29 protein-coding genes and 1 tRNA gene are annotated in these 25888 nt (G+C 61.0%); 12 read left to right on the top strand and 18 right to left on the bottom strand.

The window, feature by feature from the left end; translation table 11 throughout:
* Positions 1–9: 9 nt before the first annotated feature.
* The 13 genes from tolR to ruvC all read right to left on the bottom strand — a co-directional run bounded on the left by tolR (position 10) and on the right by ruvC (position 7760).
* Positions 10–462 (bottom strand): protein TolR, encoded by a 453-nt coding sequence (tolR, locus tag GH983_RS13865; RefSeq protein WP_054148286.1) that lies wholly within the window; start codon positions 460–462, stop codon positions 10–12.
* Between the two features lie 24 nt (positions 463–486).
* Positions 487–1206, bottom strand: coding sequence for a protein TolQ (gene tolQ, locus GH983_RS13860; RefSeq protein WP_054148287.1), 720 nt, complete (start codon positions 1204–1206; stop codon positions 487–489).
* Between the two features lie 246 nt (positions 1207–1452).
* Positions 1453–1893, bottom strand: a complete 441-nt coding sequence (ybgC, locus tag GH983_RS13855; RefSeq protein ID WP_054148288.1) for a tol-pal system-associated acyl-CoA thioesterase — start codon at positions 1891–1893, stop codon at positions 1453–1455.
* 179 nt (positions 1894–2072) lie between these two features.
* A complete protein-coding gene (locus tag GH983_RS13850) occupies positions 2073–2738 on the bottom strand; it encodes a hypothetical protein (protein WP_054148289.1) in 666 nt (221 codons plus the stop codon).
* Between the two features lie 270 nt (positions 2739–3008).
* On the bottom strand, positions 3009–3575 hold the full coding sequence (locus GH983_RS13845) for a DinB family protein (RefSeq protein ID WP_153762697.1): 567 nt from the start codon (positions 3573–3575) through the stop codon (positions 3009–3011).
* Entirely contained in the window at positions 3572–4081 is a 510-nt protein-coding gene (locus GH983_RS13840; RefSeq protein ID WP_153762696.1) for an NUDIX hydrolase, read from the bottom strand. The genes GH983_RS13845 and GH983_RS13840 overlap by 4 nt, the downstream gene beginning before the upstream one ends.
* A gap of 4 nt (positions 4082–4085) precedes the next feature.
* Positions 4086–5126, bottom strand: coding sequence for a Holliday junction branch migration DNA helicase RuvB (ruvB, locus tag GH983_RS13835; protein ID WP_153762695.1), 1041 nt, complete (start codon positions 5124–5126; stop codon positions 4086–4088).
* Positions 5123–5527: a PIN domain-containing protein gene (locus GH983_RS13830; protein ID WP_153762694.1), complete on the bottom strand. Its 405-nt coding sequence runs from the start codon at positions 5525–5527 to the stop codon at positions 5123–5125. Before GH983_RS13830 ends, ruvB begins: the two co-directional genes overlap by 4 nt.
* Complete coding sequence (locus GH983_RS13825; RefSeq protein ID WP_069043483.1) at positions 5524–5811, bottom strand: AbrB/MazE/SpoVT family DNA-binding domain-containing protein; 288 nt, start codon at positions 5809–5811, stop codon at positions 5524–5526. The genes GH983_RS13830 and GH983_RS13825 overlap by 4 nt, the downstream gene beginning before the upstream one ends.
* 73 nt (positions 5812–5884) lie before the next feature.
* Positions 5885–6502, bottom strand: coding sequence for a Holliday junction branch migration protein RuvA (gene ruvA, locus GH983_RS13820; RefSeq protein ID WP_069043484.1), 618 nt, complete (start codon positions 6500–6502; stop codon positions 5885–5887).
* A gap of 16 nt (positions 6503–6518) precedes the next feature.
* A complete protein-coding gene (locus GH983_RS13815; RefSeq protein WP_153762693.1) occupies positions 6519–6935 on the bottom strand; it encodes a type II toxin-antitoxin system VapC family toxin in 417 nt (138 codons plus the stop codon).
* Positions 6936–6938: 3 nt separating this feature from the next.
* Positions 6939–7190: an AbrB/MazE/SpoVT family DNA-binding domain-containing protein gene (locus GH983_RS13810; RefSeq protein ID WP_153762692.1), complete on the bottom strand. Its 252-nt coding sequence runs from the start codon at positions 7188–7190 to the stop codon at positions 6939–6941.
* 57 nt (positions 7191–7247) lie between these two features.
* Positions 7248–7760 (bottom strand): crossover junction endodeoxyribonuclease RuvC, encoded by a 513-nt coding sequence (gene ruvC / locus GH983_RS13805; protein ID WP_054148296.1) that lies wholly within the window; start codon positions 7758–7760, stop codon positions 7248–7250.
* 152 nt (positions 7761–7912) lie between these two features.
* Between ruvC and GH983_RS13800 the strand changes: the two genes are divergently transcribed.
* From GH983_RS13800 to GH983_RS13765, 8 genes are all read left to right on the top strand, one after another.
* Positions 7913–8914, top strand: coding sequence for an LLM class flavin-dependent oxidoreductase (locus GH983_RS13800; RefSeq protein ID WP_153762691.1), 1002 nt, complete (start codon positions 7913–7915; stop codon positions 8912–8914).
* A 155-nt stretch (positions 8915–9069) separates the two neighbouring features.
* Positions 9070–11349, top strand: a complete 2280-nt coding sequence (locus GH983_RS13795; protein WP_153762690.1) for a methyl-accepting chemotaxis protein — start codon at positions 9070–9072, stop codon at positions 11347–11349.
* Between the two features lie 231 nt (positions 11350–11580).
* Positions 11581–12417: an outer membrane protein gene (locus tag GH983_RS13790; RefSeq protein WP_054148299.1), complete on the top strand. Its 837-nt coding sequence runs from the start codon at positions 11581–11583 to the stop codon at positions 12415–12417.
* Positions 12418–12616: 199 nt separating this feature from the next.
* Complete coding sequence (locus GH983_RS13785) at positions 12617–13795, top strand: phosphoserine transaminase (RefSeq protein ID WP_153762689.1); 1179 nt, start codon at positions 12617–12619, stop codon at positions 13793–13795.
* Between the two features lie 88 nt (positions 13796–13883).
* Positions 13884–15479 (top strand): phosphoglycerate dehydrogenase, encoded by a 1596-nt coding sequence (gene serA / locus GH983_RS13780; RefSeq protein WP_153762688.1) that lies wholly within the window; start codon positions 13884–13886, stop codon positions 15477–15479.
* A 208-nt stretch (positions 15480–15687) separates the two neighbouring features.
* Positions 15688–17100 (top strand): cytochrome ubiquinol oxidase subunit I, encoded by a 1413-nt coding sequence (locus tag GH983_RS13775; protein ID WP_153762687.1) that lies wholly within the window; start codon positions 15688–15690, stop codon positions 17098–17100.
* Positions 17090–18094, top strand: a complete 1005-nt coding sequence (cydB, locus tag GH983_RS13770) for a cytochrome d ubiquinol oxidase subunit II (RefSeq protein ID WP_153762686.1) — start codon at positions 17090–17092, stop codon at positions 18092–18094. Before GH983_RS13775 ends, cydB begins: the two co-directional genes overlap by 11 nt.
* 239 nt (positions 18095–18333) lie before the next feature.
* Positions 18334–19347, top strand: a complete 1014-nt coding sequence (locus GH983_RS13765; RefSeq protein WP_153762685.1) for a Tim44 domain-containing protein — start codon at positions 18334–18336, stop codon at positions 19345–19347.
* A gap of 66 nt (positions 19348–19413) precedes the next feature.
* Here the strand turns inward: GH983_RS13765 and GH983_RS13760 are convergent, their stop codons facing one another.
* Both GH983_RS13760 and GH983_RS13755 read right to left on the bottom strand, forming a co-directional pair.
* Complete coding sequence (locus tag GH983_RS13760) at positions 19414–19887, bottom strand: GNAT family N-acetyltransferase (RefSeq protein WP_246727402.1); 474 nt, start codon at positions 19885–19887, stop codon at positions 19414–19416.
* 153 nt (positions 19888–20040) lie between these two features.
* Positions 20041–20625, bottom strand: coding sequence for a transglycosylase SLT domain-containing protein (locus GH983_RS13755; protein WP_069043493.1), 585 nt, complete (start codon positions 20623–20625; stop codon positions 20041–20043).
* Between the two features lie 161 nt (positions 20626–20786).
* On the opposite strand from GH983_RS13755, the gene GH983_RS13750 reads away from it, so the two are divergent.
* From GH983_RS13750 to GH983_RS13740, 3 genes are all read left to right on the top strand, one after another.
* The gene (locus GH983_RS13750) at positions 20787–21188 is read left to right on the top strand and encodes a four-helix bundle copper-binding protein (protein ID WP_082347569.1); all 402 of its coding nucleotides are present in this window, start codon (positions 20787–20789) and stop codon (positions 21186–21188) included.
* 127 nt (positions 21189–21315) lie between these two features.
* On the top strand, positions 21316–22416 hold the full coding sequence (locus GH983_RS13745; protein WP_153762684.1) for a Gfo/Idh/MocA family protein: 1101 nt from the start codon (positions 21316–21318) through the stop codon (positions 22414–22416).
* Positions 22417–22438: 22 nt separating this feature from the next.
* Complete coding sequence (locus GH983_RS13740; protein WP_153762683.1) at positions 22439–23080, top strand: ThuA domain-containing protein; 642 nt, start codon at positions 22439–22441, stop codon at positions 23078–23080.
* A gap of 7 nt (positions 23081–23087) precedes the next feature.
* Here the strand turns inward: GH983_RS13740 and GH983_RS13735 are convergent, their stop codons facing one another.
* On the bottom strand, positions 23088–23357 hold the full coding sequence (locus tag GH983_RS13735) for a hypothetical protein (RefSeq protein WP_153762682.1): 270 nt from the start codon (positions 23355–23357) through the stop codon (positions 23088–23090).
* A gap of 97 nt (positions 23358–23454) precedes the next feature.
* On the opposite strand from GH983_RS13735, the gene GH983_RS13730 reads away from it, so the two are divergent.
* A complete protein-coding gene (locus GH983_RS13730) occupies positions 23455–24123 on the top strand; it encodes a DUF2971 domain-containing protein (RefSeq protein ID WP_153762681.1) in 669 nt (222 codons plus the stop codon).
* 214 nt (positions 24124–24337) lie between these two features.
* On the opposite strand, the gene GH983_RS13725 is transcribed toward GH983_RS13730, so the two are convergent.
* Positions 24338–24414 (bottom strand) — tRNA-Met (locus GH983_RS13725).
* A 159-nt stretch (positions 24415–24573) separates the two neighbouring features.
* Positions 24574–25770, bottom strand: coding sequence for a tRNA 2-thiouridine(34) synthase MnmA (gene mnmA, locus GH983_RS13720; protein ID WP_153762680.1), 1197 nt, complete (start codon positions 25768–25770; stop codon positions 24574–24576).
* Positions 25771–25888: the final 118 nt, after the last annotated feature.

Below are 25888 nucleotides of genomic sequence, written 5' to 3'. Positions count from 1 at the left end.
TCCGTCCGATCAGTTCTGCTGTTCCTGCAGGGTCACAAGACCAATATTGGTGAAACCTGCGGCCGAAATCCGCGCCATGACCTGCATGACGATGCCGTAGGTGGCGGCGGTATCGGCGCGCACGAAGATGCGTTCACTGTAGCCGGTGGTGGCTATCGCCTGCAGTTTCGGGACGACTTCCTCAATCGGGATCGCCGTTTCCTGCAGATAGATCTCGCCGGCCGGATTGACCGAGACGGTGATCGGCTGATTTTCGCTGCTCATCGCCTGGGCCTGGGTCTGCGGCAGGTCGATCGGCACGCCAACGGTCATCATCGGGGCTGCGACCATGAAGATGATCAGCAGAACGAGGACGACGTCGACGAAGGGCGTGACGTTGATTTCGCTGACGAGCGCGCGCTTGCCGCCCCGCCGTCCGCGGCGTCCGCCACCCTTGCTCCCTGATCCAACCGACATACCCATGATTCGTCTCCTGCCTTCCGGGCCTTACTGTGCTGCCTGGCGCGGCTGCAGCTTCTCGTCGATCTGGCGCGACAGGATGGCCGAGAATTCGTCTGCAAAGCCTTCCATGCGGGATGCGAGCTTGCCGGCCTCACCGGAGAACTTGTTGTAGGCGATGACGGCCGGGATAGCGGCGATCAGGCCGATGGCGGTTGCGAGCAGTGCTTCGGCGATACCGGGGGCGACGACTGCAAGGCTTGCATTGTTCGAGCCGGCAATTGCCTGGAAGGAGGTCATGATACCGATAACGGTACCGAAAAGGCCGATGAAGGGGCCGGCCGAACCGATGGTGGCCAGAGACGACAGGCGCGATTCGAGCGCTTCGGATTCGCGTGCCATGGTCACATCCATGGCGCGGTCGATGCGCATCTGCAGGCCGATAGGCGAACGGGCGCCGCGCTCGAAGCTCTTCTTCCATTCGCGCATGGCGGCGACGAAGATGGCGGCAAGGCCGGTATTGCTGCGCTCGGCAAGCGTGCGATACAGCTCTTCCAGCGACTGGCCGGACCAGAAGACCTGTTCGAACTGGTCGAACTGGCGTCGCGCGCGGGCATAGCTCACATATTTGTCGATGACGATTGCCCAGGTCCAGACGGAGGCGGCCACCAAGCCGATCATGACCAGCTTGACGATCAGGCCTGCCTGCATGAAGAGGCCCCAAAGGCTCACATCATGCGCTGCTGCAGCCATTCCAACTTGTTCCATCGCCTTCAATTCCCCGAAATCCAAACGCCCGGTGGGTTGGACCGGGCGGTGACATGAGCTCTACTGGTGGAAAATGTTTGCGGTCGCAGCCGCCGAAACCCTTTTCCCGCCTTAGCTCCCAGAGTGCTTCTGGTATGAAAATTTGGTCAAAGGAAGGCGTGCGATGCACAAACTTCCAGCCTCCGAGTAAGACCCGATTAAGGTTAAAAAGGGGTTACCGCAGAGCTCGCTCAGGGCTTTGTGAAGTCAGGTGAGGAACTGCCTGGCGAGATCGTCCGGCAGGCGTCTGGGGCGGCCGTTGCGATTGACGACAGCGATCACGACCTTTGCCGCGATCAGCAACTGATCCGTGCGGCGGATCTCCTGTTGCAGGATCATCTTGGCGCCCCCGGCCTTCTCCGTTCGCGTCACGACAGTGATGATATCATCCATGCGGGCAGGGGCTTTGAAATCGATCTCCATCCGATGAACCATGAAGGCGAGGCCCTCGTCGGATGTCTCGAAAAGGGTCGATTGCTCGACGCCGAGGCAGCGCAGATAGTCGGTCCGGGCGCGCTCCATGAAATGGAGGTAACGGGCATGATAGACGGCACCGGAAAAATCGGTGTCTTCATAGTAGACGCGCTGGGTCAGGTGATGGCCGTCTGCAGTTAGTCTGCCGGAGAGCGATATTTCCATCGAAGACATTGCCGTCCCTGGTCCTGCATGGGCGTGCACTGCTTGGTGCCTGCCCCGGTGATTTTGTCTTCAGGCGCATAGCAGAAAGTGCAGGAGCTTCGCAAACCAGGATTGCGCCTGCTCGGCTATCCGCTTGGGCCAGATAGAAAGGCCGGCCCTTGAGCGCCGGCCTTCCGTTTCAGTCGTGATCAGGCAAGCCCCATGACGGGTTCCGACCGATCGCGCAGGCTGGATGGGTGTTCGGATCGCTGGTCGTCACCGAGCGCCAGAAGCATGAGCTGCGTCGCCAGCAAGGCCAGCGTGAGCAGCAGTGCGTAGGCAAGCAGGATCGTCGTCATCGGTACGACGAAATTGAGCTGCGGCATCGCCCCGAGAAGCAGGGGCACGTACCAGGAGGTGGCCGACAGGGCGCCTGAGGCAAAGAACAGGCTGCGCTGTCCGGTCGACATTCCGTCGAGCAGCGAGCGCCCGATCTGCGCTTTTACCTTGGGGAGTACGGCCATGTGCAGGAAGACCCCGTTGATCGTCAGGATGAGGACGATCGTCATTTTGGCCCAGACCTTTTCATTCTCGAGCCGGATCGGATCGAAGGCGCTGTAATAGGCGAGAAAGCCAAGGCCTGTAATCCACAGGAGGATCAAGCCGGCATTGACGATGCGGGAACCGAAATGGAAGACGTTCCACTGGTCGCTCGTCACCTTACCCTTTAGGAAAAACTTCAGGATCATCAGGTCGAGAACGGTTGCCGCCCCCAGGCCCAAGGCAAGGCCTATGAAGTGGACAATGCGCAACCCCGTCTTGATGGAGGCGACGGGATCGAGGCGTAAAGTATCGATAAGGTACATGAGGCCCATAACGGGAATCCTTCAGGTTGTGCGAGGCCCCCACTTCCTCCTTCTGTCCAGTTTTACAGACGTGCGGAACCATTTCCGCAAACGCCGGCCGTATGCTGACTGTGAATTCAGGAATTACTTATTGCGTCGACTTAAGGGGCCGCACTTAACCTTAGGTCCATCGCCTCATTACTGGCGTATATGGACGGAAAAGGGGCTGGCATGTGGCGTCATTATGATATGCAGATTGTCTGATGCACGCGCCCCGCAGATGCGTTGCGACCTGCATTGTCAGGCTTCGCCTGGGTTCATGACCTGCGCTTCTGTCATCCCGAGACGCTGAAGAACATCCGAACGACTTGCCGCGTCATCGGCGACGATGAACTCATCGATCTGTGGTGGCTTGATGCTGGTGCCAGCCAGCATGGCATGCGCCTGGCCGCGATGATGGGTCTGGTGCTGGAAGAGGTGGGAGAGCACGTCATCGCAGCGCTCCACCTGGATGCGCCCTCCGCGGTGAATACTCACAGGGCGGTCGAGGTCTTCATGGTTCAGGGCCAAACAAAAGGCGAGCAGCCGCCGGTCGGATGCCAATTGCGCTGCGCGGAGTTCGGTCCGGTCCGGAAACGGGATCTGATCGGCCCATGCCTTCGGGCCAAGATCACCGCCTTCAAGCGCGTCGACATAGAACCAGTCGATGATCAGGATATGATTGAGTGTCGCGACGAGCGAGGGAAAGAAGCACGTGCGGGGTGCCTCGAATTCTCCGGCCTCCAGCTGCGAAACTGCCTCATGCAGGCGATCATTGGCGAGCATGTTGGCATAGGCGAGCTTGCGGACGAAGCGAAGGGCGCTCATGACCGGTCGAGATCCCCGTCGTGCCAGACGATGTGTTTTGGAGATGTCGGCAGGTTCTCGATCTCGTCGGCGATAAAGTAGGGCGGTATGTCGAGTGCGATCAGCGCATCCCGCGTGGCCGGCACCCACTTGAACTCAAGGCTATTCTTGCCGTCCTCGTTTCGATGGATGATGTCGGTCGCATGAAAGGGGAAGACCTCGGGGACCTCCATCCGATAGTAGAGCCCGAGTTCGTGCCAGGCCTTCTGTTCGTAGTCGAAGAAGTTTTCGACGATCCAGAGCAGCTCGCGGACCTCTGCGGTCACACCCAGCTCCTCCTGCATTTCACGCACCAGCGTCTCAGACGAGGTCTCACCGATCTCTGCCCGACCGCCCGGAAAGGTCCAGAAGGTCTCATGCGTTGCGCGGTGGACCAGCACATGGCCGTCGCGGAAGGCAAGGCCCGCTATGCGATGATTGAAGCGCCGCTTGCCGTCCTTGATGGTGATCAGGGTGCGTTTCGACACGGGTTCAGTCATCCTCAAGCGTCAGCCGGAATTGCGCGGCCTCGAGATCCTTGGGCGGGGTCATGCCGAGGTGCTTCCAGGCGGTGGCCGTCAACACGCGGCCACGCGGTGTGCGCTGGATGAAGCCCTGCTGGATCATGTAGGGCTCGATAATGTCCTCGATCGCGTCGCGCGGTTCAGACAGGCCAGCGGCGATGGTCTCGATGCCGACGGGGCCGCCGCCGAAGTTGACGGCGATCATCGAGAGGTAGCGCATGTCGAGCTGGTCGAGGCCCATATTGTCGACATTGAGCCGCGTCAGGGCTTCGTCGGCGATCTCACGGGTCACGGCTTCGGCACGGGCGACTTCGGCGAAGTCACGCACACGGCGAAGCAGGCGACCGGCAATGCGGGGTGTGCCGCGCGCGCGGCGGGCGACTTCACGGGCGCCGTCCTCGGTCATCGGCAGGTTAAGGAGCCGGGCGCCGCGACGGACAATCGATTCCAGTTCCTCGACGGTGTAGAAATTCAGCCTGACAGGGATGCCGAAACGGTCGCGCAGCGGGGTCGTCAAAAGGCCGAGGCGCGTGGTTGCGGCCACCAGCGTGAACTTCGACAGGTCGATCTTCACCGACCGGGCTGCCGGGCCTTCGCCGATGATCAGGTCGAGCTGGAAATCCTCCATGGCCGGATAGAGGATTTCCTCGACGGCGGGGCTCAAGCGATGGATTTCGTCGATGAAGAGCACGTCGCGCTCTTCGAGATTGGTCAGAAGGGCCGCGAGGTCGCCGGCCTTGGCTATGACGGGCCCGGAGGTCGAGCGGAAGTTGACGCCGAGCTCCTTGGCCATGATCTGGGCGAGCGTCGTCTTGCCAAGACCGGGAGGGCCAACGAAGAGCACATGGTCCAGTGCCTCGCCCCGGTTCTTCGCCGCCTCGATGAAGATCTTCAGATTGGCGCGCGCCTCGGCCTGACCGGTAAAGTCGTCGAGCGTCTGCGGGCGTAGCGCCGCGTCCAGGTCTTCGCCACGCTTTTCCGGCGTCAGGATCGGGTTGTTTGTGTTCATGCGAGAAGTTCCATGCCGGGCACGCGGGAGGCGGCGCGTTTGTCGAAGGTCTTTATGGAGGCGCAGCCTTCTTGAAGAGATCGGGCCGCAATCAAGGCATCGGCAAAGTCGGCGTTTTTCTGTTCGACGTGTCGCAGCGCCTTGACGACCAGATCGTGACTTTCAACCGTCAGTCCCCGAACCTGCAGGAGCTTGGCGATGGCCGCTGATGCGTCCCGTCTCGAATAGCCGAGTTGCGAGCGCAGTGCCCAGTCCAGTTCCAATACGCAGATCAGTGGGAGAAAGGCGAGATAGTCCTTCCCGAGCCCTTCGGCAAAACGCAAGGCAAGTCGTCGTTGGTCAGGATCGTCATTTGTCAAAAGCCGGATAACGATGTTGGTATCGAGGCCGACCAGGGTCATGCCGCGATGTCCGAGGGATCGTCGCCTCCGGTGAGCAGCGCGTTTGCGCCCGCCGTCCGGATGACCGCTTCGTCAATCTCTTCCAATGTCGCGCGCCCGTTGGGCGGGGTCCCCAGAAAACCCGCCAGATCCTTCATGTCGATGTTCTTCGGCGTGATGACGATTTCTCCGCCGACAACGCTATAGACCATCTGATCTCCTGGGTTCAGCTTCAAAAGCTCACGCATCTCCTTGGGAATAGTGATCTGGCCCTTGGCCGACATGGTCGCTTCCCAGACCTTCATTGAGCGCTCCGACATTTTTCGATTTTTCTGACTATACTCGAAATTTCCGCAGGCATCAATTTTGTCGGAGTGATCACCGCGACAGCTCCTTCAGCCCCAGCCGGATCAACTTGGCGCTGTCAGCCCCTTCGCCGCCGTTCTTGAGTGCTGCGGCGATGGCATTGGCGGCCTGATCGCGGGAATAGCCAAGATTGGTGAGCGCCGATACGGCATCGGCCACAGGTGCGGAGGCCACGCCTTCGCCAAGTTCCTGCTTGAGGCCGATATTGGCGGCGGCCTCGCCGGCAAAGGCGGGTGCCTTGTTCTTCAGTTCTGTGACGAGGCGCAGCGCGACTTTCGGGCCGACGCCGGGTGCGCGGGAGATTGCAGCCTTGTCCTGTAGCGCGATCGCATTCGCCAGTTCCGACGGGGTGAGCGTCGAGAGGACGGCGAGCGCCACCTTGGCGCCGACACCTTGCACGCTTTGCAAGAGGTTGAACCACTCGCGCTCTAGCGCGCTCATGAAGCCGAAGAGTTTCAGCTGGTCTTCGCGCACATAGGTCTCGATGAACAGAACGACGGCTTCACCGGCAGAGCCGATGCGCGACAGGGTGCGGGCCGAGCAATGCGCGACGTAGCAGACGCCGTGGACATCGACGAGGACGTAATCGTCGCCGATTTCGTCGATGGTGCCTTTGAGTTTGCCGATCATGGATGCGTCCGTCGCGTTACAGGGGATGGGTTTCGGGGGAGATGAGGGGCACGTCGGGAAAGTAGGTGCGGTAGCCCTTGGGGTCTCTTGTCAGGATCTTGTGATTGCGGATCGCGGCGTGGGCGCCGATGAGGAAGTCGGGGAGAACCCGATCACGTCCGCCGCCGGCGCGGCGATAGATGCGAAAGGCCACGCCGGCTGCGAAAGCGGCTGCCCAGGGCAGGTTTTCCCGGTGGAAATCTGACGGCGGAAGCAATTCCTCGACTTCATCGCGATCGGAATATCGTACCGAAAACTCTGAATAGATGATCGGGTTGATGACAAGCGGTTCGTCTTTTGCCAGCCGCATCAACTGGCCACGCGACCAGGCGAGCCATATTGGATCGCGCACCGCGACGTCCACCAGCACGTTGGTGTCGACCATAACAGCCATCGTTCAGCGATCCCTGGTCATCTGCATCAGCGTGTCTGCATTGATTTCCGGATCGCCGGTCCCTTCCAGTCGCGCCAATGCTTCCATCAGGCCTGCCAAGCGCATCTTTTCTTGCTGGGCCTCGGCTCCATTTTTCGGCGTGAGCATCAAGCGGCCGTCCTCGACGGTAAACACGACTTCGGAATTCGGCTCGATGCCGATGAGTTCACGCAGATCGCGGGGAATGGTTACCTGACCTTTTGATGTCACACGCATGGCTCGCCTCCGATCAGGTAAGAATAAATCTTACAGGCGGAACAAGTCAAGAACAAATCAGGCGGAGGCCAGCACCTTTCGCATGCGATCACCGCCGCGATTATGGGCATGACAGATGGCGATGGCGAGGGCATCGGCCGCGTCATTGCCCTTGAATTCGGCCTTCGGCATCAGGATCTTCAGCATCATGTGGATCTGTGCCTTTTCGCCATGGCCGACGCCGATGACGGCTTTTTTCACGGCATTCGGGGCGTATTCGGCAACCGGCAACCCAGCGCGGGCAGGGACCAGCATCGCGATGCCACGTGCCTGACCGAGCTTCAGGGTGGCCACCGCGTCCTTGTTGACGAAGGTCTGTTCGACGGCCGCTTCGTCGGGTTTGTAGGCATGGACCACTTCGGCCAATCCGTCATGCAATTGGCAAAGGCGCGATGCGAGGTCCATGTCTCCGTCGGAGGTGACCGTACCCGAAGCGACGAACCGCAGCGAGTTGCCGAGTGTCTCGATCACGCCCCAGCCGCAGCGGCGAAGGCCCGGATCGATGCCGATGATGCGAATCGTTGAAGTCATGGCCAAATCCTAGTGCAGGTCAGGGGAGGAGTGCCAGTGAAATGTGAACAAAACAAAAACAAACGAGGTGATTATAATTTATCATCGTCACCTCTTGGGCGCCTGTTCGGCCCTCCCTACATGATAGGTCTCACAGACCAAAGGCTGCCAACATGATACCGTTTTCCATTCTCGACCTCTCCCCCATTGCCGAGGGGCATAGTGTGCGCGAAGCGCTGGATGCGTCGCGGCGGCTTGCCCAAGTGGCGGAGAAAAACGGCTACCGTCGCTTCTGGCTGGCTGAACATCATGGCATGCCCGGTATCGCAAGCGCCGCCACCGCGCTCGTCATTTCGCATGTCGCTGCCGGCACGCAGACGATCCGCGTCGGTTCGGGCGGCATCATGCTGCCCAATCACTCGCCGCTGGTGATCGCGGAACAGTTCGGAACGCTGGAGGCGCTTTATCCGGGGCGCATAGAGCTCGGTCTCGGTCGAGCTCCGGGCACTGACATGCGCACGGCACGCGCACTTCGCCGCAACATGGAGGCGGGGGCTGAGAGCTTCCCCCATGACATCATCGAATTGCAGCGACTGCTCGGGACTCCGGATGAAGAAGCCGGTTTGATCGCCGTGCCCGGCATGAACAGCCATGTGCCGATCTGGCTCCTCGGTTCCAGTCTCTACAGCGCGCATCTCGCGGCGGCACTGGGGCTGCCTTATGCCTTTGCCTCGCATTTTGCTCCCGATCAATTGCTCGAGGCCGTGGAGATCTATCGCGAACGGTTCCAGCCATCGGCGGGCCTGCAGAAGCCGTATGTCATGGTCGGCGTCATGGCCGCCGTCGCGGAGACGGATGCGCAAGCGTCGCATCTCTTCACATCTGCACAACAGCAGTTCGTCAATCTCCGACGCAACATCCGGCGACCTTTTCCGCGGCCTGTCGATACCATGGAGGGCTTCTGGAACGATATCGAGCGCATCGGGGTCGAGCACACCTTGCGTTATGCGATCGTCGGGTCTCGGGAGACGGCATCGGACAAACTGGAGCGCTTCCTCGCGGCGGTCCGTCCCGACGAGGTGATCGTCTCGACGCCGGTGCATGACCTTGACGCCCGTCTACGGTCTGTCGAACTGTTTGCAGGTCTCAGACAGGGCGTCGAACAGACGGCCTGACCCCCTGGATTACAGGGTTTAGCCTGAGATCTTTACCCCCGATTAAGCGCCAAGGGTGATTGTTCCCGCATAAGGGGAGTCTGCCGACTCGAATTGGCAGGCCATGAACTATGGGCGCAGGTCTTCTGGCCGGGCTGCTCAGGGGAACAACAATCATGACAGCTCGCATCCACTCGCTTTCGTTCAAAGTCATTGCGGTCTTTCTCGTTCTGACTTTCATCACCGTCGCGCTCCTCAACGTCTTTGCCTATCGCAGCTCCAGTGCGCTGTTCGGCGAGCAGACCGAGAAGGCGATGACCAGCATGTTGACCTTCCGCGGCGACATGCTGACGGAGAAGCTCCAGGCCCTGGAAAACCAGGCGGCCTCCATCGCCAAGATCGAGACGCTGCAGCAGTCGATGACCGGACTGAAGAGCGGTTGGAACACGATCAGCAAAAGCACGGGCGACGCGAAAGCCGAACTGCAGCGGGTCTTCGTCACGGAAAATCCCAATCCGCCCGGCGAGCGCGAGAAGCTGCTGAAGCCTGAGGGTCCGAGTGGCTTCTACTATTCGACGCACGAGACTACGCAGGCCCAGATTGGAGCATATCTCGAAGGCACGAGCTTCAGCGACATGCTAATCGCCGACCAGAACGGCAACGTCATCTACTCCTTCAGGAAGGGGGCTGCTTTCGGGGAAAATCTCGCGGAGGGAAGTTATGCCGCGACGAACCTCGGGCGCGTGTTCCAGCAGTCGGTGCAGGCGGCGGCAGCAGCGGTCGACGATGTCGTCGGCGTCAACTTCTCCGGCCTGTCGGTGGGGGCAGATCCGGCTGCCCCGGACATTTATTTCGCCGTACCCTTCGTCAAGCTCGGTGGTTACAAGGGCAGCCTGATGTTCCAGGTCAAGGCCGATGTCTTCGAGAACCTTCTGTCCAAGGGCATTGTCGCCGGAAGCAGCCAGAAGGCCGCCATCCTTTCAGGCGAGGGGACCGGGATCGCGCTAGATGCCTCCGGCAAACTCACCGACATCAAGGCTGATTTCACCATGTCGGGTGATGGCGTTTCCGTGCAGTCCGGCGAACGTCCCGAAGGTGCCGCCATGGTCTATGGCCGGCGCATCGGCTTCGGTGACCAGAGCTTCGTGGTGACGGAAAGCCTGACAACGGCCGAGCTCGAAGCCGGCTCGATCCGCATTGCGACGATCCTGTTCGTGACCGGTCTGATCGCGCTCGGCGTGCTTGCCGCCGCGACCTGGGTCTTTACCCGTCGATTGTTCGCGCCGCTCGACCGTCTTGTCGCCTTTACCGGTGCCGTGGCCGATGGGGAAATCGAGCATCCCGTTGCGAACCAGGAGCGGCGCGACGAGATCGGCAGCATGGCGCGGGCGCTCGAACGCTTCCGCCTGGCGCTGATCGAGCAGCAGCGGCAATCTGCCGAGCGCCGGGAAGAACGGGCGCGCGCCGAAGAGGAACGCCGCCAGCGTATGGAAGAGCGCGACAGCGAAGCTCGAACCCTGCAGGACGTGGTCGAAACCCTCGATCAGGGGCTGGACAGGCTGGCCGCGGGCGATCTCGCCTTCCGCATCGAATCCCGTTTTCCGGCCGATCTCGAGGCGCTGCGATCCAACTTCAACAAGGCGATCGAGACACTGAGCGCCACGCTTGGCGGTATCGGCGGTAATTCGGTCGCCGTCCGTGAAGGCTCCGAGGAGATGCGGGCGGGTGCCGACCAGCTCGCCGAACGGACCGAGCGGCAGGCGGCTGCGATCTCGCAGGCCGCCACGGCAATCCAGGAGATCACCGGTGCGGTCAAGGTACAGATCGCGCGGGCCGAGGAAGCCGAGCGGATCGCCCGGGCCGCGCGCGACGATACCGCGATGTCCGGCCACATCATGCGCGATACCATAGCGGCGATGGAGGCGATCCAGGGATCATCGATGGAGATCAACAAGATCGTTTCGGTGATCGACGAGATCGCTTTCCAGACCAATCTGCTTGCGCTCAATGCCGGCGTCGAGGCGGCGCGTGCGGGCGAGAGCGGCAAGGGCTTCGCCGTTGTCGCGCAGGAGGTTCGCGAGCTCGCCCAGCGGTCGTCGAATGCGGCGAAGGAGATCGCCGGTCTGCTCTCCAAATCTCGCGGCGAGGTCGATCACGGCGTGAAGCTGGTCGAAAAGGCCGGCAATGCGCTTGATGGTATCGGCTCGCATGTGCTGTCGATCAACAGCCATATCGCCGAGATCATGGAGTCCACCCGTGAAGAGGCGCAAACGCTGGTCGACATCAACACCTCGGTGAACCAGCTCGATGCGATGACACAGCAGAATGCCGCCATGGTCGAGGAGACGACTGCCGCCATCCATCGTCTCGCGGGCGAGGCCGCGGAAATGGACCAGCGACTCGGGCTGTTTACCCTGGGGGCCGAGCGCTCCGGCTCGGTGCGCCACGCCGCCTGAGCATTCCGCGGACACACCGGCGAGATACTGAAATGCGGCCCTGCGGGGCCGCATTTTGTTTTCGCCCTGACGTCTCGCAGCAAGTATCAAGGTAAGCAAATAGATAATGTCTAAAGTTAAGATCTGTAGTTAATCCGAACTTAACCTTTCCACTCCATTATCTGTCCCAATTCAGGATGTTGGGTCTGCGACAGCCTGACGCGACAACGCTGGGATTTGGAGTATCCTGTTATGACGAAAACCATTCTTGCCGTGGCAACGGCCGCACTGCTTGCCAGCTCGGCCGCCTACGCCGCCGATGTCTATCAGCCTGAACCGCAGCCCGTTTATGTCGATGCTCCCGAGGTTGCTGTTGCGGAAGCCTCCGGCTGGTACCTGCGCGGCGATCTCGGCTACAGCTTCAACAAGCTGCGCGGCGCCAACTATTTTCAGGGCAGCAACAATAACCAGGTCGATTTCGCCACGTCCTCGATCAAGGACAGCTTCTGGGTCGGCGGCGGTGTCGGTTACCAGATCAACAGCTATCTGCGCACGGACTTGACGTTTGATTACCTGACCAAGGCCGACTTCAACGGTTCGACCCGCGGCTCCTGCGGCGTTTCGACCGCATGCACCTCGCGCGACATCACGTCGATGCGCGCCTACACGCTGATGGCCAACGCCTATGTCGACCTCGGCACTTATGCGTATTTCACGCCCTATATTGGCGGTGGTATCGGCGGTTCCTACGTAAAGTGGGACAAGCTTCGCAACACTTCGTGTGCGGACAACAATTCGTCCAACTGTGACGCAACCGTCGAGCATCACGGCGCAGGCAGCTGGCGCTTCGCCTATCAGCTGATGGCCGGCGCCTCGATCGATGTAACCTGCAACGTCAAGGCCGATGTCGGTTATCGCTTCCGTCACACAGCCGGCGGCGACATGTTCGGCTACGCTCTGAACGGCGGCCCCGGCTACGACAAGGGCTTCAACAGCCACAGCGTCCATGCTGGCGCGCGTTATGTCTTCGGTGGTTGCGAAACGCCTGTGGCCTACCAGCCGCCGGCAGAGCTGCCTGTCTACAAGTAAGATCCATTCCGCGATCATGCACAGGGCTGCCTTAGGGCAGCCCTTTTGCGTTTCAGCCCGTCGCTGTGGCGGCGCAGACGGAACAAAAATTTCTCCTCATGCGACAAAGACCCGCTTGACTGACATGGGCGACAGGAGTAGTTCCGACGGCGGGACACCTCTCCCCAACGAGAGGCTAATTACCTGGAAGGGTATCTATATGGCTGATATCGTCGCCCCCGCCGCGCGTCCGGCAAACTCTCATTTTTCGTCTGGCCCCTGCTCGAAGCGTCCCGGTTGGTCGCTCGATGCGCTTTCCGATGCCCCGCTCGGTCGCTCGCACCGCGCCAAGGTCGGCAAGGAAAAGCTGAAGCTGGCCATCGACCTTACCCGCGAAATTCTCAACGTTCCCGCTGACTACCGCATCGGCATCGTTCCGGCCTCCGACACGGGCGCCGTTGAAATGGCCATGTGGTCGCTGCTCGGCGAACGTGGCGTGGACATGCTTTCCTGGGAAAGCTTTGGCGCCGGCTGGGTCACCGATGTGGTGAAGCAGCTGAAGCTTGCCGATGTCCGCAAGTTCAATGCCGATTACGGCCTGCTTCCGAACCTTGCCGAAGTCGATTTCGACCGCGATGTCGTCTTTACCTGGAACGGCACGACATCGGGTGTGCGCGTTGCGAATGCCGACTTCATCCCTGCGGATCGCAAGGGCCTGACCATCTGCGACGCCACGTCTGCTGCTTTTGCGCAGGACATGGATTTCTCCAAGCTCGATGTCACCACCTTCTCCTGGCAGAAGGTTCTGGGCGGCGAGGGCGGTCACGGCGTGATCATCCTCAGCCCTCGTGCCGTCGAGCGCCTGACGACCTATGTTCCGGCCTGGCCGCTGCCGAAGATCTTCCGCATGACCTCGGGCGGGAAGCTGATCGAGGGCATCTTCGTCGGCGAAACCATCAACACGCCGTCTATGCTCTGCGTTGAGGACTATGTCGATGCGCTGAAGTGGGCAAAGTCGATCGGCGGCCTCGAAGCCCTGATCGCTCGCGCCGACGCCAATGCCAAGGTGATCTTCGACTTCATCGAGAAGAACGACTGGATCGCCAATCTCGCCGTTGATGACGCGACGCGCTCGAACACGTCTGTCTGCGTCAAGATCGTTGACCCTGCGATTACGGCACTCGATGCCGATGCCCAGGCCGCCTTTGCCAAGGGTATTGCCAGCATCCTGGAAAAGCAGGGTGTCGCCTTCGATATCGGTGCCTACCGTGATGCGCCGGCTGGCCTTCGCATCTGGGCCGGTGCGACGATCGAGACATCAGACATGGCGGCTCTGATGCCGTGGCTCACCTTCGCCTATGAGACGCAGAAGGCATCTCTGGCCAAGGCTGCCGCCTGATCCTGGACGATTTCGGCTCCGCCTGACCGGCGGAGCCCCGCAATTCTCATCATTTTCTTCAAACGAACTCTCTGAAGGAGGCCTCGTCATGGCACCTCGCGTTCTCGTATCCGACGAATTGTCTGAAACCGCCGTCCAGATCTTCCGTGATCGCGGCGTCGAAGTGGACTTCCAGCCGAAGCTCGGCAAGGACAAGGAAAAACTCGCCGAAATCATCGGCAATTATGATGGCCTCGCCATCCGCTCCGCCACCAAGGCGACGGAAAAGCTGATCGCTGCTGCGACCAACCTCAAGGTCATCGGCCGCGCCGGTATCGGCGTCGACAATGTCGATATCCCGGCTGCCTCCAAGCGCGGCATCATCGTGATGAACACACCCTTCGGCAACTCGATCACGACGGCAGAACACGCCATCGCCCTGATGTTTGCCGTTGCCCGCCAGCTACCGCAGGCCGATGCCTCGACCCAGGCCGGCAAGTGGGAAAAGTCGAAGTTCATGGGTGTCGAAATCACCGGCAAGACGCTTGGCGTCATCGGCGCTGGCAATATCGGCGGCATTGTCTGCAAGAAGGCCATCGGCCTGGGCATGCATGTGCTGGCCTATGACCCCTTCCTATCGACCGAGCGCGCCCAGGAAATGGGCGTGACCAAGGTCGAGCTCGACGAACTGCTGGAAAAGGCCGACTTCATCACCCTGCATGTGCCGATGACCGACAAGACGCGCGGCATCCTGTCCAGGGACGCGCTCGCCAAGACCAAGAAGGGTGTCCGCATCATCAACTGCGCCCGTGGCGGTTTGGTCGATGAGGCAGCGCTCGCAGAAGTCATCAAGTCCGGCCATGTCGCCGGTGCCGGCTTCGACGTCTTCGAAGTCGAACCTGCAACCGAAAGCCCGCTCTTCGGCCTGCCGAACGTCGTCTGCACGCCGCATCTCGGCGCCTCGACCACGGAAGCCCAGGAAAACGTCGCGCTGCAGGTTGCCGAGCAGATGTCGGACTATCTGATGAAGGGTGCCGTCTCGAACGCCATCAACATGCCGTCGATCACGGCTGAGGAAGCGCCGATCCTGAAGCCGTTCATCCGTCTCGCCGACGTGCTCGGCTCGTTTGCCGGCCAGATGACCGAGAACCCGATCAAGGAAATCGAGATCCTCTATGACGGCGTGACCTCCGGCATGAACACCAAGGCGCTGACGTCCGCGCTGCTCGCCGGTCTCATCCGTCCGCAGGTGGCCGACGTCAACATGGTTTCGGCTCCGATCATGATCAAGGAAAAGGGCGTCATCGTCTCGGAAGTGAAGCGCGACAAGACCGGCGTCTATGACGGTTACATCAAGCTCACCGTCACCACCGAGAAGCAGACCCGCTCGGTCGCCGGCACGGTCTTCTCCGACGGCAAGCCGCGCTTCATCCAGATCAAGGGCATCAACATGGATGCCGATGTCGGTCCGAACATGATCTACATCTCGAACACCGACGTTCCCGGCATGATCGGCTTCATGGGCACCACGCTCGGCAATGCCAAGGTCAACATCGCGAACTTCCAGCTCGGTCGCGACAAGGAGGGTGGCGACGCGATTGCGCTCCTTTACGTCGATGGACCGGTCGAGCAGGGCGTGCTTGACCAGCTCACCGCCAATCCGGCCGTCAAGCAGGCCAAGCCTCTGGTGTTCAACGTCGACTGATCGACGTTCTCGATATCATCGACAAAGACGGCGCGGGATCAAACCCGCGCCGTCTTTGTTTTTCAGCTGCTTTCGGCCAAACGCAAAGTTACATATGGAAAAACATATGCGTTGAACTGACGCATGGCGGGTTGTCGCATTGTTTCTGCGATGCGAGGGTATAGTTGATGTTTATCACCTCCGGGAGGAGAGAAGGAAGGGACATCCCATGTTCGAGCACTTCGACGCACAACTCCTGGCACGCATACAGTTTGCCTTTACCGTATCGTTCCACATCATATTTCCCGCCTTTTCCATAGGGCTTGCGAGCTATCTCGCGGTGCTCGAAGGCCTCTATCTCTGGAAGAAGGACAAGGTCTATCTGGAGCTCTTCGACTTCTGGAAGACCATCTTTGCGGTCGCTTTCGGCATGGGCGTCGTTTCGGGCATCGTCATGTCCTACCAGTTCGGCACCAACTGGTCGGTGTTCTCCGACAAGGCGGGGCCGGTCATCGGTCCCTTGATGGGCTACGAGGTCCTGACCGCCTTCTTCCTCGAGGCCGGCTTCCTCGGCGTCATGCTGTTCGGCCGCAACCGGGTCGGGCCGGGGCTGCATTTCTTCGCGACGCTGATGGTCGCCTTCGGAACCCTGATCTCGGCCACCTGGATCCTCTCGGTCAATTCCTGGATGCAGACGCCTGACGGTTTTGCCATGAACGATGTCGGCCAGTTTGTGCCTGTTGACTGGTGGAAGATCGTTTTCAATCCGTCCTTCCCCTATCGCCTTGTTCATATGGTCATCGCCGCCTATCTGACCACCGCCTTCGTCGTCGGCGCCGTCGGAGCCTGGCACCTTGTCAAGCGCACGGCGCCGCGCCGCGCAGGCAAGATGTTCTCCATGGCCATGTGGATGGCGGCGATTGTTGCGCCGATCCAGATCTTTGCCGGCGACATGCACGGCCTCAACACGCTGGAGTATCAGCCGGTCAAGGTGATGGCCATGGAGGGCCATTTCGAAAGCCATCCGGAGGGCGCGCCGCTGATCCTGTTCGGGATCCCGAACCAAGACGAGCAGCGGATCGACTATGCAGTGCAGATCCCGAAACTCTCCAGTCTGATCCTCAAGCACGACCTCAATGCGCCGCTCGACGGTCTGGATACTGTGCCCCGCGAATTGCAGCCGCCGGTCGCCATCGTCTTCTGGTCTTTCCGCGTGATGATCGCCATCGGGTTTGCGATGCTGGGGGTCGGCCTTTTCTCGCTCTGGTGTCGCTGGAAGGGCACGCTTTATTCCAATGGATGGCTGCACCGCGCGGCCCTCGTCATGGGACCCTCGGGTTTCGTCGCCGTGCTTGCCGGTTGGATCACCACCGAGGTCGGGCGTCAGCCCTATACGGTTTATGGCCATCTGCTGACGGCTGATTCGATCTCGCCGATCGCGGCGCCCGCGGTCGCGGCCTCGCTGATCGCCTTCATCGTGGTCTATTTCATCGTCTTCGGTGCCGGTACCTTTTACATCCTGCGCCTGATGGGCCGCCTGCCGCGCGATCCGATGCCGGATCTCGACGATGGCCCGATCCGCACCTCCGGCATCACGCCGGCCGCCCAGCCTGGACACCATGGAGGCAGACATGCCCATTGATCTTCCCTTCATCTGGGCCGGCATCATCGCCTTTGCCGTGCTTGCCTATGTCATCCTCGACGGTTTCGATCTCGGCGTGGGTATCCTCTTTCCCTTCTTCCCGGAGAAGCATGAGAAGGATCTGATGATGAACTCGGTGGCGCCCGTCTGGGACGGCAACGAGACCTGGCTCGTGCTCGGGGGCGGCGGGCTGCTCGCGGTCTTCCCGCTCGCCTATGCGACGATCCTGCCCGCCCTCTACGCGCCGCTGATCATCATGCTGCTTGGGCTGATCTTCCGGGGCGTCGCCTTCGAATACCGTTGGCGTACGAAGCGGGCGGAGCATCTCTGGAACTGGGCCTTTACCGGCGGTTCCTTCGTTGCGGCCTTCTTCCAGGGCGTGGCGCTCGGGGCGCTGGTGCAGGGCATTCCGGTTGCAAACCGCGCCTATTCCGGCGGCTGGTGGGACTGGCTGACGCCGTTTTCGCTTGCGACCGGTGCCGCTCTCGTCATCGGCTATGCGCTTCTCGGCGCCACCTGGCTCGTGATGAAGACGGAAGGGGAGATCTCGGATCGGGCGCGGTCCTTTGCGCTGCCTCTGTCGTTTGCCACCGTCGCTTCGATGGGCGTCTTCAGCCTCTGGACCCCCTGGCTCGAACCGCTCTATTTCGAGCGCTGGTTCAAGTTCCCGACGCTGATCTTCTCGATCATCGTTCCGGTTCTGGTGCTCGGCTGCCTCTACGTGATCGTCAACGGATTGCGCAAAGGCCATGACGCACGGCCCTTCCTGGCGGCACTCGGCCTCTTCGTACTCGGCTATGCCGGGATCGGGATCAGCTTCTATCCCTATATCGTGCCGACGTCGCTGACGATCTGGGAGGCGGCAGCACCCGACGAGAGCCTTGCCTTCCTGCTCTACGGTGCCGTCATCCTCGTGCCGATGATCCTCGGATACACGGCCTATGCCTATTGGGTCTTCCGTGGAAAGCTCAATCCCGACGAGGGCTATCACTGATGGACAAACGCCTCTTCGTCAGCCGTTTGCTATGGTTCGTCGGCCTTTGGGCCGGCGGCGTGATGGCGATCACCATCGTCGGACTGATCATCAAGTTCTGGCTTGGGGCCTGACTTCGATCACCTGAAATTCAATGGAAATCCGCTCGCTCTCTCTTCAAAAGAGAGCGAGCTCTCTCCATATGAGAGACAAGCCTGAAAAAGGCATTCAAGACTGCTTCGAGGAGGACAGGAAACACGATGCGGCAATACGCAAAAACATTCGCGACGCTTGCGCTTGGCATGATGGTCACGTTGGTGGCCGTCGATTTCGCCGAGGCGCGTCGCGCCAGCGGCGGGTTCGGCAGCCGCGGCACGCGTACTTTCGACGCCCCTGCGGCAACACGCACGGCGCCTGCACCGGCCGCGCCGATCGAGCGGACGATGACACCGCGCACCAATGCGAACCAGCCTGCAACCAATCCGTCCACCGCCGCCAATCAGGCAGCGCGTCCGGGTGGCCTGTTCGGTGGTCTTGCCGGCGGTCTGATGGGTGGCCTGCTGCTCGGCGGCCTGTTCGGCATGCTGATGGGCACGGGCTTCGGCGGCGGCTTCGGCATCCTCGGCCTGCTCCTGCAGGGCCTCTTGATCTTCTTCCTGATCCGCTTTGCGATGCGCATGTTTGCCAATCGTCAGGCGACGGCGTCCGGTCCGGGCAATGCCCCGGGTTTCGGCGGCTTTGGGGGCATGGCGCGTGACAACCAGAGCGGTGATCAGGCTCGTCCGAGCTTCCAGATCCCGAAACTCGGTGGCGGCGGCGTATCGTCGGCGGCTTCCGCTCGCCGATCCGGCCAGCCCGACGAACTCGGCATCACGCCGAAGGATCTCGAGCGCTTCGAGGAACTGCTGCAGGAGATGCAGCGCGCCTATGCGGCCGAGGACTATGGTTCACTGCGCCGCATCACGACACCGGAAGCCATGTCCTATCTCGCCGAAGAACTGAGTGAGAATGCCACCAAGGGCGTCAAGAACGAGGTGCGCGACGTGCATCTGGTGCAGGGCGACGTGGCTGAGAGCTGGGCCGAAGACAAGATGGAATATGCGACTGTCGCGATGCGCTACGAAGCGATCGACTATGTCGTCGACCGCCAGAGCGGTGACGTGGTCGAAGGCGATCCGAACACGCCCACCGAATCCGTTGAGCTCTGGACCTTCGCGCGGCGTCCCGCCACAAAGTGGCAGATCTCGGCGATCCAGGGTGTCGAACAAGCCTGAGTGCGTCGGCACTCTCCAACCCAAAACATGTTGGGGCCCGGCTTTTCGGCCGGGCCCCTTTTTGCGTCAGCGCACGAGCTTGATCAACTCGAAGGGAAAGCCGCTGTCATCGTTCGGACGACGGCCTGTCTCCATGAACCCAAGCCGGTCGTAGAAGCGGCGGGCGCGTTCGTTGAGCGTATAGACCTCCAGCTCCAAACATGAGCGGAGTTGCGAGGCATGTTCCACGAGTTGCAGGCCGATGCCCGTTCCATGGTGGTTCGGATCGACAAACAGGCCACCGATGGTTTGATCCAGCAGGCTGATGAAGCCGACGATCTCGCCGTTCCGCAGCGCCACATGGGTCTCCGCCAGCGGCAAGTAATGGTCGGCCACGAGGGTCGCCTGGATGTCCAGTTGCTCGCGGACGAGGAAGGGGTGTCCTTTCTCAGATGCCGAACGCCAGATAGCGACGAGGCGAGTGGTATCCTCGGGCAGAAAAGCCCGGATTTGCAGGTCGTATTTCATGATTGTTCCGTCAGTCGTGTTGTTGATGCGCATGCGACAGCGTTCGGCTGTCGAGCCGTTCCCATAGGGTTCAAAGGCTGTCGTTACTGCGCATCAAGCTCCTTCTTGCTGACGATCCTGAAGCTTTAGACCTTGAGGCGTTTCGCCTCAAGTGTTGAATGGCCTGACCGCCCGGTCAGATCACCCTCAGCCCGGGCACTGCTGTAGCTGCTTGGCATAGGTATAGGTGATGTCGGTGAAGCGCTTGGCACCTCTCAGCGCCTCCGGGCGCTTGTTGTAGGCGCCGCGCAGATAGCCGGTATGGCCGGAGTGATATGCCAGATAGAGCTTGTAGGGGTCGTTCAAGGGGATGTTGACCTTCGTCGCGCTCTCCCGGTGATACCAGCCGATGAAGCGGATGGCGTCGGCGAAGTCGGTGCGGCGGGCGCCCCAGCGGCCGGTTTCGCGCTGATAGCGTTCCCAGGTGCCGTCGAGGGCCTGGGAATAGCCATAGGCGGTCGACTGGCGCTTGCCGGGGATGAAGCCGAAGATCATCTTGCGCGGCGGCTTGGCGTTATGGCGGAAGCTCGATTCCGTATAGATCGTCGCCATCAGGATAGGGACGGGAACGCCATATTCACGCTCGGCTGCGATCGCTGCGCGGCGCCAGTTGTTGAACAGCCCGTCGCGCTGCTCGAAAATCGCGCAGGCATTGCGGGTCTGGGATGGCGGCTTGGCACAGGCCGACAGCATCAGCATGACGCCGAGGGCAGAGTAAAGAGCGGTACGCATGACAAAACCTCGCTACAGGCCCGCCATTCTATTCATTAAAATTTAACGAAAGGTTTTCTTAACCGCCCCCGGATCTTGCATCCCCTGATCAGGGGTGGGGAACACTCCGCCTTGCATACTGTTACGCCCTAAGTAGCAATCGCAGACAGGAGGCAAGACCCATGTCCATTCGCGCCATGATCGAAACCCATCCGCAGATAGAAGGGGGCGCCAATGACGCGCTGATCGCCTGCATTCAGGCCTGCTTCGACTGCGCGCAGACCTGCATTTCCTGTGCCGATGCCTGCCTTGCCGAAGACATGGTGGACGAGTTGCGCCAGTGTATCCGGCTGAACGAGGACTGCGCTGATATCTGCCTTGCCACCGGGCGCGCGGCGATACGGCGCACGGGGCGGAATGCCCAGGTGCTGCAGGGGCTCGTCGAGGCCTGCACCCGTGCCTGCGCCGCCTGCGGCGAGGAATGCGGCCGCCATGCCGAGATGCATGACCATTGCCGCATCTGTGCGGAGGCCTGCCGGGCTTGCGAACAAGCCTGCCGACAAGCGACCACCCGGATACAATGAGGCGTTGACGGCAGTCGTATTTGCACCCAGTCTGCCGGGCGGTCGTTAGGCAGCGAGGAGGAACGGTCGCGTTCTTGCCCGGCGATCGCAGGTGGACGTTCGTCCCGGGAGCGAGGATCTTCAAGGCATGCAGCAGGTCGGCATCGGCATCATCGGATGCGGCAATATTTCAGGCGCTTATCTCAAGGCGCTCCAGCATTTTCCCATTCTCAAGGTCTGCGGTATCGCCGATCTGAACAGTGATCTCGCCGCAAGTCGGGCTGCAGAATTTGGCGTTCCTGCGCGCACCATCGACGAACTGCATGCCGACCCGGAGGTGCAGACCATCGTCAACCTGACGATCCCCAAGGCGCATGTCGAGGTGGGACTGAAGGCGCTTGCCGCCGGCAAACATGTCTATTCGGAAAAGCCGCTCGGCGTGACCTTCGCCGAGGGCAAGCGGCTGGTCGAGACAGCGAAGTCGCTCAATCTCAGGGTCGGCTCAGCCCCCGATACCTTTCTCGGTGGCGCGCATCAGACGGCGCGTGGGCTGATCGATCATGGCGTGATCGGCCAGCCGATCGGCGGCACGGCCTACTTCATGTGCCCCGGCCACGAGCGATGGCATCCCAATCCGGATTTCTACTACGAGGCTGGTGGCGGGCCTATGCTCGACATGGGCCCCTATTATATCACCGATCTCGTCAATCTCTTTGGCCCGGTCGAGAAGGTGGCGGGCTTTGCCACCAAGGTGCGGAACGAGAGAAAGATCGGCAGCGAGCCGCGCCGGGGCGAGACGATCCCCGTGCATGTGCCGACGCATGTCGCGGGGCTGATGTCCTTTGCCAATGGCGCGGTGGTGCAGATCTCCATGAGCTTCGATGTCGCAGCGCACTGGCACAAGCCGCTCGAGGTCTATGGCACCGAGGGCACGCTGATCGTGCCCGACCCCAATCATTTCGGCGGCGACGTCTTCGTCCTGCCGCTCACAGGCGAGGCGCAAGGGCGCCCGGTGACGCTGCCCTATGCCGATGGCAACTGGCGCTCGCTTGGCGTCGCCGACATGGCGCATGCCATTCTCTCCAACCGCCCGCATCGGGCAAACGGCGATCTCGCTTTGCATGTGCTCGAAGTCATGGAAGCCTTCCAGACGGCCTCCGACCGGGGCGAGACGGTCATTATCACCACCAGCGTCGAGCGGCCGGCGCCGCTTGAACAATCGCTCATCGATGGCCTGATCGGCCGCTGAAGACAAGAACAGGGAAGTTTACATGCGTCAGGTTTTGATTTGCTGGGGCGGCTGGGATGGGCACCAGCCCGACCAATGCGCCCCCATCGTCTCCGGCATGCTCAAGGCCGAAGGGTTTGCCGTTCGCGTCGAGCCGGGCACGGCGGCCTTTGCCGATCCCGCGATCCGCGACTACAGCCTCATCGTGCCGATGCTGACGATGACCAAAATCGAGAAGCCCGAGATCGAGAACCTCGAACTCGCCATTCGCGGTGGCGTCGGCCTCGGCGGCTTCCATGGCCAGGCGGGCGACAGCTTTCGCGACTGCGTGCAGTATCAATACATGATCGGCGGCCAGTGGGTCGCCCATCCCGGCAATATCTACGACTACACGGTCAATATCGTGAAGCCCGAGGACCCGCTCGTCTCCGGCATCGGCGATTTTCCCTATCGCTCCGAGCAGTATTACATGCATGTCGACCCCAACAACGAGGTGCTGGCGACGACGACCTTTACCGGCGAGCACGATGCCTGGATCGACGGGCATGTGATGCCGGTGGTGTGGAAGCGCCGCCACGGGCAGGGCAGGGTGTTCTACTCCTCCCTCGGCCACCAGGCGGCGGAGTTCGAGGTGCCGCAGATGCGGGAGATTGTGCGGCGGGGACTGGTCTGGGCGGCGCGGTGAGGGGGGATTAGTCGACGAGCCAGGAACGCACTGCCGTCCAGTTGTTCAGGATGACGATGACGGCAGTCGCGATCGACAGCATGGCGGCCGCCTTGCCCATGGTCGGCAGGCTGTTGACGCGGCCCTTCAACTCGCCGAATTCGATCGCGGAGGATGCCGCGCGCAGCATGTCCTTGATCTCGGCAGTGTCCTGCAGGACCCGCTTCATGTCGTCTTCGAGAGCTTTGAAGCGCTTTTCCATGGCTTCAAATGTGCCACGGCCATCGCTGTCTTTCAAGGCGCCTGCCGGTAGGCTCGCTTGGCGCGAAATGTGACAAGGTGCTACAACCCTCTTGAAGCCCTATATTTAAGATGGGTCGAGGGGAGGGGCGTTAGTGACTTCTATCAAGAAATCACCACAGAAGCTGCGTCGCTATACAGATCTTGCATCGGGCTTACACATACTCCGGGCAAAGAAAATTACGCTGTTGGACCCGTCCCGTTGGGACGATGGGAATGACCGGATGTGTATGGAGCGGTACAAAGAAGCACTAGAGCTCCGAACGCTTCTCGCCATATGCTTTGCCGACTGCAAAGAAACTTACCACCATTGGCGGGTTTTTACTGTTGGAGCATCCGGTGTGTGCTTCGAGTTCGACCGAGAAAATCTGTGTGAAAGCCTAAGCGGCCTAGACGGCATCAGATGGCGAAATGTGGAATACCGCAAACTCGACATCCTTCGCCCATCTTCCAAGCGGTGGCTTGTAAGTGACTTGCCGTTTCTGAAGCGGGCCCCGTATGAGCCCGAGCAGGAATTGCGGATCATCTACTCTTCCGCAACCGAAGAGGTTAGCGCGTTTGATGTCCCAATCGAAATCAGTTGGATTAAACGGGTGATACTGAGCCCGTGGATGCCGGTTGCGTTGAGGCAATCGGTGATAGAAACGATCAGGGATATCCCTGGATGCCGTACCCTTACTGTCCAAAGCACATCACTCGTCGGAGGTCAGCTATGGCGAGCGAAGGTTCTGGGTGCCGTGGTAGATGGTTCCCAAAAGCGTTGACGCCCTTCAATGGTTTGTTTTGGATCCGAGTTGAAAGCATGGTCGCGTGCTATTTAAGGCCTCCGAGGAGAGGCTGAACGTAGATGGGGCGATACTATTGTGATTTCCGCTGTCAAAATTCTAGAACGGCGTCGCGAACAGCAAATGGATCGGCGGCGCCGAAATGCTGCTCTCATTCAATCGACTGTCTCAAGTATACGGGAAATAAAAATTTTGGTAGCGGGGGGCGGACTTGAACCGCCGACCTTGGGGTTATGAATCCCACGCTCTAACCACCTGAGCTACCCCGCCACACGTCGGACATTCGAGCCTTGAGGCCGTCGCCGTCCGAAGCGATGGGCGGCTTATAAGGCGAGGGTCCGATCAAAGTCAAGCGCGGTCTGGGCAAAAACAGCGTGGCTTTCCACCGGCTTGACGCGAGACCTTGCACGCGGCCCGAAAGCCTTGGCTTCAGGCCGCCACGGGGCTGGCGAGAAGCGCCTTCAGCGAGGCTTCTGCGGTGCCGGAGCGTTCCGAGCGCTCGATGAAGCCGCCGCCATAGACGCGGGCGTCGGCGCCGGTTGCCGAATAGAGCACGCAGGCCTGGCCGGGGGCGACACCCGCCTCACCGATTTCGAGATCGACATAGATGCCCTTTTCGTCGGCATGCAGCACGGACGGCGTCGGCGGGCGGGTGGAGCGGACCTTGGCGAAGCAGGGCATGCCGTCTGCTGCATCTTCGGCCAGCGTGCGGTCGCCCAGCCAGTTGATGTCGCGCAGATAGACGCGGTGGGTCTCCAGCGCTTCCTTCGGGCCGACGATAACGCGGCGCGAGCGGGCGTCGAGATAGATCACGTAGAGCGGTTCGCCGGTGGCGACGCCCAAACCCTTCCGCTGGCCGATCGTGTAATGCAGGATGCCTTCGTGATTGCCCAGCACCCGGCCGTCGAGATGGACGATGTCACCGGCCAGGGCCGCGTTCGGCTTCAGCTTGTTGATCACGTCGGCATATTTGCCCTGGGGCACGAAACAGATGTCCTGGCTGTCGGCCTTCTGGGCGACGACGAGGCCCATCTCTTCGGCGAGCACGCGGACTTCCGCCTTCGACATGGCACCGAGCGGGAAGCGCAGATAGTCGATCTGCTCCTGCGTGGTGGCAAAGAGGAAATAGCTCTGGTCGCGCTCGCTATCGATCGGCCGGAAGAGGGCGCGGTGGCCGGGATCATTGGCGAGCGGCACCGACTTCGAGCGGATGTAATGGCCGGTCGCCAGCGCGTCGGCGCCGAGTTCCCGTGCGGTCGTCAGCAGATCGGCGAACTTGACCGTCTGGTTGCAGGCCACGCAGGGGATCGGCGTTTCGCCGGCGACATAGCTTTCCATGAACGGGTTGATGACCGTGTCGCGGAAGCGCTGTTCGTAATCGAGCACGTAATGGGGGATGCCGAGCGTTTCGCAGACGCGGCGGGCATCGTCGATGTCCTGGCCGGCGCAGCAGGAACCGGCGCGGTGCACGGCGGCGCCATGGTCATAGAGCTGCAGCGTGATGCCGAGGACGTCATAGCCCTCGCGCTTCAGGATGCCGGCGACGACGGACGAGTCCACGCCGCCCGACATGGCGACGACGACGCGCGTATCTTCCGGTCTCTTGTCAAAATCCAGCGTGTTCACGGGCTTCGTCTCTGTGCTTCATGTGACCGTTCATCCCGCCCATTGCGGGGATCTACGTCAGGCTTTGCGGGGTTTTTGGCCCGCTGCCGGTACCGGTCCTTTAGTTGACGGATATAGA

Source organism: Agrobacterium sp. MA01, assembly GCF_009650195.1.
Lineage (GTDB): Bacteria > Pseudomonadota > Alphaproteobacteria > Rhizobiales > Rhizobiaceae > Allorhizobium.
Note: the sequence above shows the minus strand (reverse complement) of the source record. Positions and strands in the feature narration are given on the sequence as shown.